We start from the raw sequence: 13,767 nt of genomic DNA, 5'->3' as shown, positions 1-13,767 counted from the left end.
AGTCACCAACTACGAAAGAGGACACAATCCCGGACGTACGAAGCTCAAAACCCTGTGATCGATTCTATGACACGCTCGTGGTTCGTCGCTTTGCCCGGTACGCCGAGATTGCGACAGCGACGAGCCAGATTCCGACGATTCCACGAGTAATTCGTCCGATTTCGTCCAGATTCGTTCGCATGGGTGGCGATTCGTTCCACGAGGAAGAGTCGATTCTGCCGAATACTTCTGCCGGGTTTATACCCTCCGTTGAATGCTCCCGGAAGCTTTTGTGCAATCACCGAATCGTCTCGAATATGAAACGGGTTCGAATCACGATATCGCCGCCGGACGAGTATTTGCCACCCGTTTACCGTCTTCTCACCCGGGAGGCGTCGTATCTTTCGTACGTGCGGATCGTCAACTGGAACGTGGCAGATCCACCTGCCGGTTTCTTACTCTGGGTTCGTGGCGACTATCGGCGGCTCGGCCGTGCACTCGAGGACGGCGCGAACGTCCGTGACGCCGAGTTGTTCCCGAACGGTGAGGACGAGGCGTACTGTTTCCTGGCCGCCGATCGGTCCACTCCTGCCCGGCTGTTGTTCGAGAACTTCACCCGCGAGAATGTCCTGACGATTCCTCCGATCCAGTGTCACGACGATGGAAGCAGCACGTTCACGTTGGTCGGGACGGACGGCGCGATTCAGGCCGCGATCGAGGGTGTCCCCGAGGGAGTAGACGTCACGGTCGAAGCCGTCGGAACGGGGCCGGTGGTCGAGGATACCGTCGTCGGGACGCTCTCGGCGAGACAGCGCGAGGCCGCACGAGTCGCGCTGGCTGTCGGGTACTTCGATACTCCTCGCGGTGCAACTATCGAAGACGTCGCGAACGAACTGGACTGTGCGACGTCGACCGCCGCGGAACACTTACAGAAAGCCGAGTCGCGGGTATTTTCGATGCTCTTCGAGCAGTGACGTGTTCCGAGCGCGTCCCCTGTATCGCTGTCTCTGAGGACGATGTGTTTTCGGTTACGTCGTCAATCGGACGAACGGACAGCGTCATGTGAACGGAGCCGGTAACTCGAGCGAATGGGCTTCGGACACGCAAACGCCGGCTACCGACGACTGTTCGAGTCGGACGGACTCACGTTCGGTGCAGGTTTTCCGCTCACCGGTGCAAATCGCTCGAGTCCGGACGTCGACGCCGAGATTCGGCTCGCGAAACACGCCGAGTCGGTCGGCTTCGATGCGCTGTGGGCGCGGGACGTTCCGACCTACTGGCCGCGATTCGGCGACGCGGGCCAGACGTTCGATACCTGGCCGTGGCTTACCCACGTCGCGGCGAACACCGACGACGTCGCTCTGGGCACCTCGAGCGTCGTTCTCCCCCTCCGGCATCCGATCCACGTCGCGAAGTCGGCGGCGACCGTCGACCGGCTCTCCGAGGGGCGGCTCGTCCTCGGCGTCGCCTCCGGCGACCGTGACCCCGAGTATTCGGCCTTCGGCGTCGACCCCGATTCTCGGGACGAGGCGTTTCGCCACCGATTCGAGGCGATCCGCGCATGTTGGCGCGAGGAGTATCCCGAACGTGAGAGCGAGTGGGGGTCGCTCGAGGGAGACCTCGACGTCGTTCCGAAACCGACGACCGAGACGCTCCCGCTGTTGCCGACGGGCAACGCTCGCCAGAGCCGGGAGTGGATCGCGGACAACGGCGACGGCTGGCTGTTCTATCACCTACCCGAATCGACACTCGAGTCCTACATCGCCGACTGGCGCGAGCTCGCAGGAGCGAAGCCGTTCGTCATCGCGGTCAGGGTGGCGTTTGCGGACGATCCGACCGCCGAGCCCGAACACCTGCATCTCGGCTATCGGGCGGGCGTCGAGTGGTTCCGGGAGTACTTCGCCCGACTCGAGGGCTACGGGCTCGATCACGTCATCGTCGGCCTCGAAGATGACGACGCGGAGCGAGCGCTGTCGACGTTTGCCGACGACATCGTCGGGGAGTTCTGAGCGTCAGTTTACCGCGATCAGTCGAACCGGTCGAGCGAGAACAGGTCGACGTCGTGGTCGGTCTCCCCCTCGAGTGCGAGGTCGGCGAGAATCTCGCCGACGACGCTGGCGAACTTGAAGCCGTGGCCAGAAAAGCCCGCGCCGACTGCGACCTGGGGGTGGTCGGGAAGCGTATCGAGGACGAAGTGGTCGTCCGGTGTGTTCGTAAAGAGACAGGTTTGGAGGCGCATCGTCGGCCCGGCACCGGTCGGGAAGTACTCCTCGGCGAACTCCCGGAGGAGACGCTCGTCGGCCTGTGTCGCCTCGCGTTCGAAGGCGTCTGGATCGACGGTCTCCTCGCGGTGGTTGTAGCGGCCGAACTTGAACCCCGGAACGCCGAAGACGGGGAAGCCGTAGAACCGCCCCTCGGGAACCTGAAGGTTCCAGACGGGGAACCGCTCGGGATCGAACTGGTCGGGTTCAGTCGGCTGGAGCCACGCGAGCACCTGCCGCTCGGGAACGGCAACACCCTCGAGTTCGTCGACGAACCGCGCCGCCCACGCGCCCGCGGTGATCACGAGCCGGTCGGCCTCGTAGGCACCGTGGTCGGTTTCGACGCGAACGCCGCCGTCGGTCGGTCGCCAGTCGACGACGCGCTCGCGGGCGCGGATCGTCGCCCCGTCGCGGTGGGCGCGGTTGACGTGGGCGACGGTACACTCCTCGGGGCGCAAAAATCCACCCTGGGGCTGATAGAGCGCCTCGTACCCTTCGGGTAACCGGTAGCCGGGGAACCGGTCGGTGAGTTCGGAACTCGAGAGGAGGTCGTACTCGAGGTCGTGTTCCTCACAGGAGCGTTTCGAGCCCTCGACGAGCGCGTCGCCCTCGGGGCTGGCGTCGATCGAACCGGTTCGGTACAGCAGCTGGCTGTCGTGATCTGCCTCGAGGTCCTGCCACAGCTCCTCGGCGCGCTGGAGCAACGGGACGTACGCCGAGTGTTCGAAGTACGCGAGTCGAAAGAGGCGGCTGAGGCCGTGCGAGGAGCCGTAACTGTGGGGGATGTCGTATCGCTCCAGCCCGAGGACGTCGACACCGCGGTCGGCGAGGTGGGCGACCGTCGCACTTCCCATGCCGCCGACGCCGAGGACGATCACGTCGTACCGTTCGCTCATGGAGGGGCATACGTCCGGCCCCTCGAAAACCCTTGCCTACTCGTCCCGGCGAGCGCGTTCGCGAAGCCGCCGTTTCTGCCGGCGTTCGGTCACGTGGTCGACTCCGTCGGCCACCTCCTCGCGCACCTCGTCCTCGAAGGCGTCGACGTCGGCCAGAAACTCCGTCGAGAACTCCTCGACCAGCTCGAACGTCCACTGGTCGCTCACCGCACCCGCAGGAAGATGGTCGTCTCTGAGTTCGTCGGCCCACTCCTCGTGGCCCGCCGCCCGCAGGGCGTCCTCGGCGTCGCTCATGCGGTCCATCGCGTGACCGAGGTGGTGGTGAAACTCGAGTAACGAGCCGTACGACCGGTGGACGTACTCGATTCCAACCTGTAGGTCGTGTAAGGCTTCCCGTTCGGGTTCGCTCAACTCGAGGTCGTCTGGATTGGGACTCACGTGTGTCGCCTCGATCGATAGGATACTGATTCCTGGGCCGGCAACGTCCACCGCCCCTCGAGAAGCGGCGAACGTCGGCGATCCACTCCCCGCTACTGCTGGGAGACGTTCCAGCGGTCCGAGTACGCCGTGCCACACCGACACTGTGCGTAGGCGTGGATCACGTCACCGTTGGCGTAGATTCCACCGACGTCCTCGTTTTGCTCCTCTGTGAACGCGAAGACGAACTGTGGAACGTGCTCGTCGCTGTCCGGTGCTTCCGGACATCGTCCGCCCGTGAGGTCGTCGGCGATCTCACCCTCGAGGCTCATCGCGGACTGTGCGAACTCCATCGCCCCGGTCCCTGTCGCCGCGTGAAAGGCGCTTCGTCCGCGTTCGCCGTCGACGACGATCAGTACGCCGCCGTCGACGTCGGTTCCAAACCGGGCTAATCGGTCGTCGGAGACGTACGATTCGGAGAGAAAAAGCGCGACATCGTCGGGTCTGTCGCCGGCGAGAAACTCCTCACGAGGTGAACTCATAGTCGTGGTTGCCGGTCGAGGCGGAAAAAGGGCGTCGTTCGCGTCGGCCACCCGATACCAGATCGGGAGTGGTTCGGAACCGACGGCCGACGTTCGGTCAGGTCTCGACGCACAGTGCCATTACCGATCGGAGTTGCGAGTGAAAAGTACCATCTCGTTCGGCCAAAAGTATTATATTGTTTCCCAATCCCAGCATACTATTGGCTATACACACAATAATATTGGCTCAGATGTGATGTATGAATTATTTTGGTAGATGATTCGGCTACTGTGTCCGATCATCACCCCATCTTTCGTTATTGTCTCGTAGCAACTCGATTGATTTATCGAATTTCGGTACGGTTGGTTCCCTGTCGTTTAATAGTTGCCAGGTCCAGAAATCCAGTAGTCGTGGATGGGATCACGTCACATGGTCGCCGACGGTGTGCTATCGGCGGCAGGTGAACGCCCACTCGCGGAACCCCCTGCAGTGATCGTCAATGCGAGAGGATGCAACTACTACGGAGACCGTTCTCGAGGAACTCTCGAGGGCGAGTACGGACGGAACGTCGGAATCGAACTCGCTCGACGCGTCGGGTGCGACCGATCAGGTAGAGCGTGAGTTCGACGAGCTACTGTCAGAAGTTGACGGTGCGTTACCAACTGACGAGGTTCGGTTCGATGATGCGATCGTCAAGGAAAACGTCGAGGAGATCCTTCTGATGCTTATCGCCTTTCGGGAGGAGTCCCACGGCGAACAGTTGATCTCGGATGTTGCCCGCTTTTTCGAAACCGAACTGAGTCCTGGTACGATCTATCCGTCCCTGCACGACCTAGAGGAAGAAGACGTACTGTCGATGCACGCGAAAGTACGAACGAAAGAGTACTCGGTCGCCGACGAGGAGTTCGTTCGATCGACGCTCGAGCGATCGATGATCCAGCACCTGGCGTTCGGTCTGTTGATGTATGCGTACCTCTCGCGGTACTAAGCGACTCGGACGGACTGCTCTCAGTCGTTTGCGATGCAACCGCGAGACAGGCTGCGATCGTGCCGGTAGATCGGTACAGCAATCCGTCTGATTGTCGGTCGATCGCTGACCGGCTGGGACGGACTCGTCCAGTCCGTATCAGGAGTCCTCGAGATTGCTCGCGATCTCGCTTAGCGAATCACTTGGTGGTTCGACGGCGTCGTAGTAGGCCGTCTCACCCGGCTCTCGCAGCCCGTAGAGAAACTCCGGCTCGATAACGTCGATCAGGACCGATCCGCCGACTCGGACGCTCGAGTCGTCGACCCACGCGGTCAGCCGGTCGACCCCAGCACTGGGGTCGCGGGCCACGTCCGGCGTCTCGTAGACGCCGGGAATCGAGAGCTCCTCGCCCGTCAGCGCGCGCTCGACGCGGCCGAACAGCCGGTCACGATCGATCACGAACCGAACGACATCGTCGACCGGAAACGCGTCGCGCCCGTCGACCGGGACGTCGAGTCGGACTCCGGTCGTCGTCTCCGTACACGTCGCTCGAACCGTCCGTACGGCGGGATGGTCACTCGAAATTCGATCTGCCATAAGCGGGGAGAACGGGGATTACTCGTCGCTGCTGAGGAGTTCGTCGACGTCGGTGCTTCCACGTTCGACGATCGAGGCGTTGATCTGTGCAACGGCGTTGGAAACCTCGCCACCGCGAACCGTGATTCGTCGGCGCTCGCCGTCGCGCTGTGGGCGGTATCCGGTCTGGCGCCCTTCCATCAGGATTTCCGTCAGGTTAGGCCCCTGAACGTCGCCGTTGAGCGGACGGCCGGCGTCGTCCGAGCCGCCGGTGATCTCGAGGGTGTACCCGTCGAGTCCGACCGCACCGCCGTCGACCTCTTCGCCGATCGATCGGCCGATGAAGCGATTCGCGTCCTGTTCTTCCGCCTCGAGCTGGTAGGACGACCCCGACTCAGGGTCGCCGACGACGACAGTGAAACTTGCCATGACCGACGGAAGACGGTCGGCGCTCAAAAGAACATCGTTTCAGTTCGACGGTCGGGGACGCCACTCTCACATACTGACTGTTATAAGTCCTTACCGGGGCAACCACGCCTCGCCTTGCGGTTGCCCCGGTAAATAGTTACAGCAATCCGTATCAGTCGTGACAGTTCCGGATGGACGCCCCGTTTGGCGGGCCGAACGATCTCTTGTCGGCGGGCGTGGCCGTCTCGAGACCGACACCAGCGACTCGAACAGTCAAGTACGTTGCCCGCCTACTCACGAGTGTGTTCATCGATCCCGACCGCCTCGAGAGGCGACTGTGCGAGGAGTTCGGCGGAACTGACGGCGAGGCGCGTGTCGTCGTCCGTCAGGCCGTCGACCTCGCGGACTCGGGTGCCTACGCCGACGACGTCGGCGTCCCCCTGACGACCGCGATCGTCGTCCAGGAGCTGTCGGATGCGCCCGACGGCACCCCCTCCGAGCGGTGGAACTGGTGGATTGGGTCCCTCGAGGTCGCCTACGGCGAGTACGGGCAGTTTGGGATCCGTCAGTTTCGCAAGTGACAGGCCAGGGAAACGAAACGACTTTTATCCGTGCCTGACCAATGGGTCAGCTAGTGACCGATCCGGACGTTCGAGCGGAGATCATGACCGCGACCTACGAGGCGCTGTGCGAGCACGGCTACACCGAGTTGACGGCACAGGATATCGCCGACAAGACTGACAAGAGCAAGTCGCTTCTGTTCTATCACTACGACTCGAAGGAGGATCTCATCGTCGATTTCCTCGACTATCTGCTCGAAATGGTCGACGAACGGATCACCGAATTCCAGTCTGCCGATCCCGTTGAACGGCTCGCGTTGTTCGTCGACTGGTACCTCTATGGTGCCGACGACGGCGATCTACAGTCGTTTCATACGGCGATGCTCGAGTTGCGAACCCAGGCACCGCACAACGATCGGTACCGCGAACAGCTTCGACGAAGCGACGAGCGACTCCGCGTCGCCCTCGAGCGAATCCTCGAGGACGGTATCGCCACCGAAGCGTTCGTCGACCACGATCCCGAACGGACGGCTGCACTGTTGATCGCAGCGATCGACGGCGCGCGGATCCGACAGCTCACGCTCGAGCGCGAGGCGTATCTCGACGAGGTCCGCGCCGCGCTCGTCGCACGCATCTTCGACGAACTACTGGCCGAAAGCGCCGACTTTCCGGTCGAGACGGAATCGCCGTCGGAGATCGATTCCGATTCGAACGCCGAGGCGACCGGGGACGACCCCTGACTATCACGGTTCCCACTATCATGAGCGACTACACGACGATACACGACCGCCCCGATCACGACGGTCGATCGTTCCGAGATCTCCCGCCATCGGTTCGGGCGATCGTTGCCGACTCGTTGCCGACCCGCGACCGATGTCTCTCGGTTGCGCTCTGTACACTCGCCGGCGAGGTCGCCCGGAGCTTCGACGGCGACAGGGTCGACGATCGGGGCGACTACGCCCTCGGGCCCGTCTCCGAAGCGGTCTGCGCCTTCGACGGATACGTTTCGATTCGATTCGCACTCCTCGTGGACGACCGATACGAGACTGCGAACGATCGAGACGCCGCGATCCTGGCGAGTGATTACCTCCACGCTTCGGCGTACACGGCGATCGGGAAAACACCGATCTCCGACCGCCGGGCGCTCGAGCTGTACCGAACGCTCGTCGATGGATCGACGGCGATCGCGACGGGGTTTTTCTCGCTGAACCCGGAAATCGAGGCTCCAGCTACGTCTCGATCGGACGCGTCGCGACACCCGGACGTTTCACTCGCCGAAACCGCGGCGGCGCTCGGAACGACGGCCGTCGGCGCGACTGCCGAGACGCGATCCGCGATCGAACGCTACGCCCGGTCGCTGACCGAGGCACTCACCGCGACGCCGTCGGTTCGCGACGAGGTACGAACCGCTGTTGTTCGAACGCTGTCCGGTTCCACCGACCGGTGGCGCGCCGACGGAAGCGACGACCGGAACGACGTCGGCCACCCCGACGGGACACAGCCGCCGATGATCGACCACCTCGAGACCGCTCGAACGGCGATCGAGTCCCTCCGGCGCGGGAGAGACGAGTCGGCGGGTAGCCACGAGCGCCGCGATCCGATCGATCGTCTCGAGAGGGCAACACGCATTCCGTTCGAGCACGTAGCTGACGTCGATGGCTGAGCTCACACGGCCGATCTGGCTCGCGTACCCGCTGACGGCGATCGCTGCCGGATTGGGTCACTGTTACCTCGGCCGGTGGAAGCGTGGGGCGATCTGGTTCGTCCTCTACGTCCTCGCGCTCGCGTTTCTGAGCGCGCGCACCCTCACCGGGGCGTTCGAACCCGGCGAACCGTTCGTCGTCACCGCCTTGCAGTTCGAGAGCGTCGAGTACGTGGACGTCGCCGTCCCGCTTGCCGTCCTGTTGGTCTGTGTGCTCGACGTCTACCTCATCAGTCTGACCGAACGAACGGAGACGACCGTCGGCTCCCCCGACGAATCGCGTTCGAACGGCTCATGAACCCGACGCCGTGATACGGTCTGCTCTCCGTCAGTGCCGACGAAACCGCCATCTGGATCGGGGGCGGGTCGGTCCACCGGGACAGCAAACCGGATACGGATTGGTGTCGCGTTGTACCGGTGATCGCTCGGACGGGGTCATCGATCACCGATACCGAACGACAACGGTCCGGACGAGTCGGGGTTCGAACCCCGAGCACCCGCTCGATCGAGACGGTGGTGAGTAGCCGCTTTCGCTCGAGAGCGACCCCGGCGGCGGTCGAAGACGCGGGGCGTTTTTGTGTCCGCCGCTCGAACGGAGCGTATGGGCCGTCTCAGCACGTTCCTCCTCAAGGGACTGGGTCTGTTCCTGCTCGGCGTGATCGCCCTCTTCGTCGCCTGGACGATCATCAGTACCGTCGTCTCCCTCGTCGTCTCCGTGCTCGTTACGGCCGCCGTCCTCGGTGCGATCGCGCTGGCGGCGTACGGACTGTACACGTTGCTCAGCGGGGACGACGACCAGCACAGCGTCGACTCCACCCCGATCGGCCGATCGCTCGAGGATCGCGATCGGGAGGCCACCCCGGCCGATCCCGAAACCCGCGTCCGGTCTCGCTACGTCGACGGCGAGATCGACGAGGCGGAACTCGAGCGGGAACTCGACTACCTGCTCGAGGAGAACGACGGCATCGATCGGCAGCGATCCCGGTCGGACTCTCGGGAGTTCGACCGACGCTGACCGCGAGGCGATCCGGGACACTCTGTCGCCTACGTGTTCGGCTCCCAGTGTTCGACGGCGACGGTCTCCCCCGCGGGGATCCCCTCGCGCTCGTCGTCGACGACGACCCAGCCGTCCGCGAGCGCGACCGACGAGAGGACGCCAGAGCCGCTGGCTCGCGTCGGGATCGCGCGGTGGAGCGGCTCGCCTCCCTCGTCGCTCGAGTGTTCGTCTGTGCATCGTTCGTCCGCACGCCCTTCGAGTCGGACGCGGGCGAACGTCCGGCTCCCGGGTTCGCTTGGGATCTTCCGATCGAGAACAGCCCGGGTCGTCGGGTGGGGATCGGGGACGGTCCCCTCGAGCCACCGCACGGTGGGCCGAAGGAACTGGACGGCGTTGACGATGCAGGCGACCGGATAGCCGGGGAGCGCGAGGACGGGCGTCCCCTCGACGATCCCGAGACAGACGGGGTGGCCGGGTTTGAGGCCGACGCCGTGGACGAGCACCTCGCCCAGATCGTCGATCACCTCGGGCAGAAGGTCGCGCTCGCCGACGGAAGAGCCGCCGGTCGTGACGACGATATCTTTCGTCAGGTCGCGCTGGATGGCGACCCGCAGCGAGTCGGGGTCGTCGGTGACGACGTCGCGATAGGTCGCCCGACCGCCCCACCGGTCGACCAGTCGCGAGACGGTGAGACCGTTGGTCTCGATCACCTCGCCCGGACCGGGGTCGCCGGCGACGAGTTCCTCGCCAGTCGGGACGACGCCGACGGTGGGCCGGCAGGCGACCGGCACGCGAGCGTAGCCCGCCGATCGCAGAAGACCGAGATCCGAGGGTCGCAGGCGGTGTCCGGCCTCGTACAGCGGTTGGCCCTCCTCGACGTCCTCGCCGATCGGCGCGACGTTCTCACCCCCGGCGACGGCGTCTTCGACCTCGAGTTCGCCCGCGGCCTCGAGTTCGGTCACCCGTTCGATCATCACGACGGCATCGGCCTCCTCGGGGAGTGCGCTGCCGGTGTGGACGCGCGCTGCGGTGCCGGGTTCGACGGCGGCGTCGGCTCCCGTGCCGTCGGCGATCCGCAGGACCTCGGGCGAGCGATCGCTCGCGCCGAAGGTATCGGCAGCCCGGACCGCGTAGCCGTCCATCGCCGCCCGCCGGTAGTGGGGGACGTTTCGGGACGACTCGACGTCCGTCGCGAGCACCCGCCCGTCGGCTCGCTCGACGTCGACGGTTTCGGTTCCGACCGGGCAGGCAGCTCCGTCGCCGCCGGTCGCTCCGCCGTTCTCGATCGCGTCCCGTAGAATCCGGCGCGCCTCGTCGACCGGCGTCCGAACCTTGAACCCCGCCTCCGTGCGCTCGCGGTCGGCTCCTTTCATACGCTCACTCGAGTCGCCCGACGGCAAAAGCGTGGGGGACCGTTCCCCGTCGCCGAGCACGACTCGAGACACACGCCCGGTGCGATCCGTTACTCGAGGAGCGAAGCCACGGGAAGCGGCTCGAACGGAGCGCTTTCGACGGGTCGACCAAAGAGATTTTCCTCAACGAGTGTGAAACTCGTCGTATGAATCCGTCCGGTCAGCTCACGTCTACCGTCGGGATCGCCCTCGGTACGGTTCTCCTCGTCCTCGGCGTCGGCGCGTACGTCGTCACCGACTTCGCGAGCGCCACCGCGCTCATCCCCGCGATCTTTGGCGTCCTCATCGTGGTTCTCGGCGTCGTAGGACGGCAGTTCGGCCGGGGACAGGTTGCCGTCTACGGCATCGGCGCGCTCGCCGTCCTCGGCATCCTCGGCTCGGCTCGAGTCGTCCCGGACGCGATCGCGCTGGTGACCGGCGGCAGCGTCGACTCCGTCGTCGCGACTGTCTCCCAAAGTGCGATGATCCTCGTCTGTCTCGCCCTGCTCGGTGCCGTCGCGACGGAAACGCTCGATCTGTAAGCGCCGTCCGACGAGCGCTCACGAATCCGCCGGTACCGCGGCCTTTTTCGTATCGGCGTTCGAACGTGTACGCATGTCAGCGCTCCGCGACGCGTTGCGGGACCTCTCCGAGGACGTCTTCTTCGATCTGCTCGAGAGCGAGGACGCGTACCTGGTCGTTCTGGACGTGCCCGGGATCACTGCCGACTCGCTCGAGGTCTCGGTCGAGAACCGTCGCCTCACTGTCGACGCTCACCGGGAGAAAGACCTCCCCGGGGAGTTTCGCTACCTCGAGGAGAATCGGTCGCTGTTCGTCGACGTCGATCTTCCGCTCCCGCGGGACGCCCGCGGGGGCGAGACGGACGTCGCCGTCGAACGGGGCGTCCTCGAGGTGACGATCCCCAAATGCGAGTCGCCGGAGACGACGATCGACGTCGTCGAGCACAGCGACGAGGATTCCGACGACCACCGAGACGAACCGAGGTGACCCAGGCTGGTCTTCGTTCGCGCGTACAGGCGATTCGTCCTCGTCGCGTGGCAGTTTCTCCCGTTGTTGCTCGCGTACGCCCGTGATCGCCGCCGATTCCTGCTGTTCGGTCGATCGCGCCAGGTCGACCACGCCACCCACCGCCATCGCGCCGAAGTCCTGCTCGAGTCGCTTCTGACCCTCGGGCCGACGTTCATCAAACTCGGCCAGTTGCTCTCGGCCAGGCCGGACGTCCTGCCGCCGGAATACATCGACGTGCTCTCGGCGCTCCAAGACGAGGTGCCGCCGGCCGACTGGCCCGAAGCGAAACGGGTACTCGAGGCGGAACTGGGTCCCGTCGACGAGCGATTCGTCGAGTTCGACACCGAACCGATCAGCGGTGCCAGTCTCGGACAGGTGTACTACGCGCGAATCGACGGCCAAGCGGTCCCGGGGAACCCGGTCGAGACCACGGGATCGGACGAGATCACGGCGACCCGTGAGGAACGCGAACGCACTCGAGAGGTCGCGGTCAAAGTCAGGCGACCGAACGTCGAGGAACTCGTCGAGGCCGACCTTCGGGTCATCCACTGGTCGCTCCCGATTTTGCTGTACTTCGTCGACGAATCCCGCTCGTTCTCGCTCGAGAACGTAGCCGAGGAGTTCTCGAAGACGATCCGCGAAGAGATGGACTACGAGCGCGAAGCCGAGATGTTGACGGAGATCCGATCGAACTTCGCCGGCGACGACCGGTTTCTCATCCCCGAAGTCGTCGAGGGGTACTCGAACTCTCGCGTGCTCACGATGGAGTACATCGAGGGGACGAAGATCAACGACGTCGAAGAACTCGAGCGCCGGGGGATCGACCGGACGAAGGTCGCGGAGAACCTGGAGCGATCCTACCTCCAGATGATCATCGACGACGGCGTCTTTCACGCCGACCCTCACCCTGGCAACCTGGCCGTGACCGACGACGGAACGATCGTCTTCTACGATTTCGGTATGTCAGGGCGGGTCGACGAGTTCATCCAGGGGAAGATCGTCGAGTTCTACATCGCCGTCGCAAACCAGGACATCGACGCGATTCTGGACGCCCTGGTCGAGATCGGTACGCTGAGTCCCGACGCGGATCGAGCGACGATGGCCGGAGTAATGGAGATCGCGATCCAGGACGCCCGCGGCGAGGACGTCGAACAGTACCGCGTCAACCAGATCGTCGGCCAGATCGAGGACTCGATCTACGTCTTCCCGTTCCGACTGCCGAAGAACCTCGCGCTCGTCCTTCGAGTCGCCACCGTCGTCGAGGGCGTCTGTGTCACCCTCGATCCCGATTTCGACTTCATCTCGACGGCGACCGACTACCTCACCGAACAGGGCTACCGAGAGGAGTCCATCCGACAGTACGTCTCCGAGACGGGCGAGAACATCCGGCGGTCAGGCGAGTCGCTGACCCGGATCGCGCCCAAGGCCGAACGCGCGCTCGATCGACTCGACCGCGACGACCTCTACGTCCGCATCGGCGTCGAGGACTCCGAGAACGTCTTCGACAAGCTCGCCAAACGACTGATCTACGGCATGTTGCTCACGATGTCGCTGTTCTCGATGGGCGTCCTCTACGCCCTCGAGGCCCCGCGGGCGGTCGTCGTCGCTGCGGGATTCTCGCTCGTCGTCGTGGTTTTGCTCTACCGGAGTTTCCGAGCGAGGCGGTCGACCCGCGTGAAACCGCAGTTCACCCGCCAGAGCATGCGACAGCGCGAGCGCGGCAACGACTAGCAGGACTTCCGAAGTATAACCACTCTTTCCGTGGTCTACGACTGAATCTGACGGACAATCACCCGATTGAGAGAGGATAACCGTTTGGCCAAGTGGAATTTGTCGAGAGGAGTTCAGATTTTGGTGGTGTAGGCGTGCGTAGAAAGGCCAACAAGTGATTAAAAGGACGACTCAAGAGAGCGCTGCCGCTGGAAGCGGCAGGCTCTCTGTCTGTTTCCACCTACCAAGGTGAATAGCCTTGGAGCATGTATTCCGCTAACTCCTCTGCCCGATCTCGGTCACATCCTTTGTCTTCGATCAATCCTTGAATGGCTGACTCACGAACAATCTG

The 13,767-nt window shown here is 63.9% G+C and carries 17 protein-coding genes; 11 read left to right on the top strand and 6 right to left on the bottom strand.

Annotation, left to right across the window (positions count from 1 at the left end; translation table 11 throughout):
• Nucleotides 1-296 precede the first annotated feature (296 nt).
• Together FYC77_RS19385 and FYC77_RS19380 are read left to right on the top strand one after the other, a co-directional pair.
• Entirely contained in the window at nt 297-953 is a 657-nt protein-coding gene (locus tag FYC77_RS19385) for a helix-turn-helix domain-containing protein (RefSeq protein ID WP_149083139.1), read from the top strand.
• A gap of 114 nt (nt 954-1,067) precedes the next feature.
• Entirely contained in the window at nt 1,068-1,988 is a 921-nt protein-coding gene (locus FYC77_RS19380; protein WP_149083138.1) for a TIGR03571 family LLM class oxidoreductase, read from the top strand.
• A 17-nt stretch (nt 1,989-2,005) separates the two neighbouring features.
• On the opposite strand, the gene solA is transcribed toward FYC77_RS19380, so the two are convergent.
• The 3 genes from solA to FYC77_RS19365 form a co-directional block, all read right to left on the bottom strand.
• Nucleotides 2,006-3,136: an N-methyl-L-tryptophan oxidase gene (gene solA / locus FYC77_RS19375; RefSeq protein ID WP_149083137.1), complete on the bottom strand. Its 1,131-nt coding sequence runs from the start codon at nt 3,134-3,136 to the stop codon at nt 2,006-2,008.
• Between the two features lie 36 nt (nt 3,137-3,172).
• Nucleotides 3,173-3,574: a hypothetical protein gene (locus FYC77_RS19370; RefSeq protein ID WP_149083136.1), complete on the bottom strand. Its 402-nt coding sequence runs from the start codon at nt 3,572-3,574 to the stop codon at nt 3,173-3,175.
• A 92-nt stretch (nt 3,575-3,666) separates the two neighbouring features.
• Entirely contained in the window at nt 3,667-4,095 is a 429-nt protein-coding gene (locus FYC77_RS19365; protein WP_149083135.1) for a DUF5807 family protein, read from the bottom strand.
• Nucleotides 4,096-4,574: 479 nt separating this feature from the next.
• On the opposite strand from FYC77_RS19365, the gene FYC77_RS19360 reads away from it, so the two are divergent.
• A complete protein-coding gene (locus FYC77_RS19360; RefSeq protein ID WP_149083134.1) occupies nt 4,575-5,063 on the top strand; it encodes a helix-turn-helix transcriptional regulator in 489 nt (162 codons plus the stop codon).
• A 138-nt stretch (nt 5,064-5,201) separates the two neighbouring features.
• Here the strand turns inward: FYC77_RS19360 and FYC77_RS19355 are convergent, their stop codons facing one another.
• The gene (locus tag FYC77_RS19355) at nt 5,202-5,639 is read right to left on the bottom strand and encodes a DUF7112 family protein (RefSeq protein WP_149083133.1); all 438 of its coding nucleotides are present in this window, start codon (nt 5,637-5,639) and stop codon (nt 5,202-5,204) included.
• A gap of 18 nt (nt 5,640-5,657) precedes the next feature.
• On the bottom strand, nt 5,658-6,047 hold the full coding sequence (locus FYC77_RS19350) for a 30S ribosomal protein S6e (protein ID WP_149083132.1): 390 nt from the start codon (nt 6,045-6,047) through the stop codon (nt 5,658-5,660).
• Between the two features lie 281 nt (nt 6,048-6,328).
• Between FYC77_RS19350 and FYC77_RS19345 the strand changes: the two genes are divergently transcribed.
• From FYC77_RS19345 to FYC77_RS19325, 5 genes are all read left to right on the top strand, one after another.
• On the top strand, nt 6,329-6,607 hold the full coding sequence (locus FYC77_RS19345) for a hypothetical protein (RefSeq protein WP_149083141.1): 279 nt from the start codon (nt 6,329-6,331) through the stop codon (nt 6,605-6,607).
• Between the two features lie 53 nt (nt 6,608-6,660).
• Nucleotides 6,661-7,326 (top strand): TetR/AcrR family transcriptional regulator, encoded by a 666-nt coding sequence (locus FYC77_RS19340; protein WP_149083131.1) that lies wholly within the window; start codon nt 6,661-6,663, stop codon nt 7,324-7,326.
• 20 nt (nt 7,327-7,346) lie between these two features.
• On the top strand, nt 7,347-8,249 hold the full coding sequence (locus FYC77_RS19335; protein ID WP_149083130.1) for a polyprenyl synthetase family protein: 903 nt from the start codon (nt 7,347-7,349) through the stop codon (nt 8,247-8,249).
• Nucleotides 8,242-8,586: a hypothetical protein gene (locus tag FYC77_RS19330; protein ID WP_149083129.1), complete on the top strand. Its 345-nt coding sequence runs from the start codon at nt 8,242-8,244 to the stop codon at nt 8,584-8,586. Before FYC77_RS19335 ends, FYC77_RS19330 begins: the two co-directional genes overlap by 8 nt.
• A gap of 303 nt (nt 8,587-8,889) precedes the next feature.
• A complete protein-coding gene (locus FYC77_RS19325; protein WP_149083128.1) occupies nt 8,890-9,303 on the top strand; it encodes an SHOCT domain-containing protein in 414 nt (137 codons plus the stop codon).
• 29 nt (nt 9,304-9,332) lie between these two features.
• Here FYC77_RS19325 and FYC77_RS19320 read toward each other — a convergent pair whose 3' ends face one another.
• A complete protein-coding gene (locus FYC77_RS19320) occupies nt 9,333-10,658 on the bottom strand; it encodes a molybdopterin molybdotransferase MoeA (protein ID WP_149083127.1) in 1,326 nt (441 codons plus the stop codon).
• Between the two features lie 185 nt (nt 10,659-10,843).
• Here FYC77_RS19320 and FYC77_RS19315 point away from each other — a divergent pair, with 185 nt between their 5' ends.
• The 3 genes from FYC77_RS19315 to FYC77_RS19305 all read left to right on the top strand — a co-directional run bounded on the left by FYC77_RS19315 (nt 10,844) and on the right by FYC77_RS19305 (nt 13,436).
• Complete coding sequence (locus FYC77_RS19315; protein WP_149083126.1) at nt 10,844-11,218, top strand: hypothetical protein; 375 nt, start codon at nt 10,844-10,846, stop codon at nt 11,216-11,218.
• Nucleotides 11,219-11,291: 73 nt separating this feature from the next.
• A complete protein-coding gene (locus tag FYC77_RS19310) occupies nt 11,292-11,684 on the top strand; it encodes an Hsp20/alpha crystallin family protein (RefSeq protein WP_149083125.1) in 393 nt (130 codons plus the stop codon).
• Nucleotides 11,685-11,750: 66 nt separating this feature from the next.
• Entirely contained in the window at nt 11,751-13,436 is a 1,686-nt protein-coding gene (locus FYC77_RS19305) for an ABC1 kinase family protein (protein ID WP_149083140.1), read from the top strand.
• The last annotated feature ends 331 nt before the right edge of the window (nt 13,437-13,767 follow it).

The sequence above is a fragment of the Natrialba swarupiae genome, from assembly GCF_008245225.1.
GTDB classification, from domain to species: Archaea; Halobacteriota; Halobacteria; order Halobacteriales; family Natrialbaceae; genus Natrarchaeobius; species Natrarchaeobius swarupiae.
Note: the sequence above shows the minus strand (reverse complement) of the source record. Positions and strands in the feature narration are given on the sequence as shown.

Coding starts and splice junctions, on each gene's coding strand:
- FYC77_RS19385 (WP_149083139.1), top strand. CDS start 297: ATGAAACGGGTTCGAATCACGATATCGCCGCCGGACGAGTATTTGCCA.
- FYC77_RS19380 (WP_149083138.1), top strand. CDS start 1,068: ATGGGCTTCGGACACGCAAACGCCGGCTACCGACGACTGTTCGAGTCG.
- solA (WP_149083137.1), bottom strand. CDS start 3,136: ATGAGCGAACGGTACGACGTGATCGTCCTCGGCGTCGGCGGCATGGGA.
- FYC77_RS19365 (WP_149083135.1), bottom strand. CDS start 4,095: ATGAGTTCACCTCGTGAGGAGTTTCTCGCCGGCGACAGACCCGACGAT.
- FYC77_RS19360 (WP_149083134.1), top strand. CDS start 4,575: ATGCGAGAGGATGCAACTACTACGGAGACCGTTCTCGAGGAACTCTCG.
- FYC77_RS19355 (WP_149083133.1), bottom strand. CDS start 5,639: ATGGCAGATCGAATTTCGAGTGACCATCCCGCCGTACGGACGGTTCGA.
- FYC77_RS19350 (WP_149083132.1), bottom strand. CDS start 6,047: ATGGCAAGTTTCACTGTCGTCGTCGGCGACCCTGAGTCGGGGTCGTCC.
- FYC77_RS19335 (WP_149083130.1), top strand. CDS start 7,347: ATGAGCGACTACACGACGATACACGACCGCCCCGATCACGACGGTCGA.
- FYC77_RS19330 (WP_149083129.1), top strand. CDS start 8,242: ATGGCTGAGCTCACACGGCCGATCTGGCTCGCGTACCCGCTGACGGCG.
- FYC77_RS19325 (WP_149083128.1), top strand. CDS start 8,890: ATGGGCCGTCTCAGCACGTTCCTCCTCAAGGGACTGGGTCTGTTCCTG.
- FYC77_RS19320 (WP_149083127.1), bottom strand. CDS start 10,658: ATGAAAGGAGCCGACCGCGAGCGCACGGAGGCGGGGTTCAAGGTTCGG.
- FYC77_RS19315 (WP_149083126.1), top strand. CDS start 10,844: ATGAATCCGTCCGGTCAGCTCACGTCTACCGTCGGGATCGCCCTCGGT.
- FYC77_RS19310 (WP_149083125.1), top strand. CDS start 11,292: ATGTCAGCGCTCCGCGACGCGTTGCGGGACCTCTCCGAGGACGTCTTC.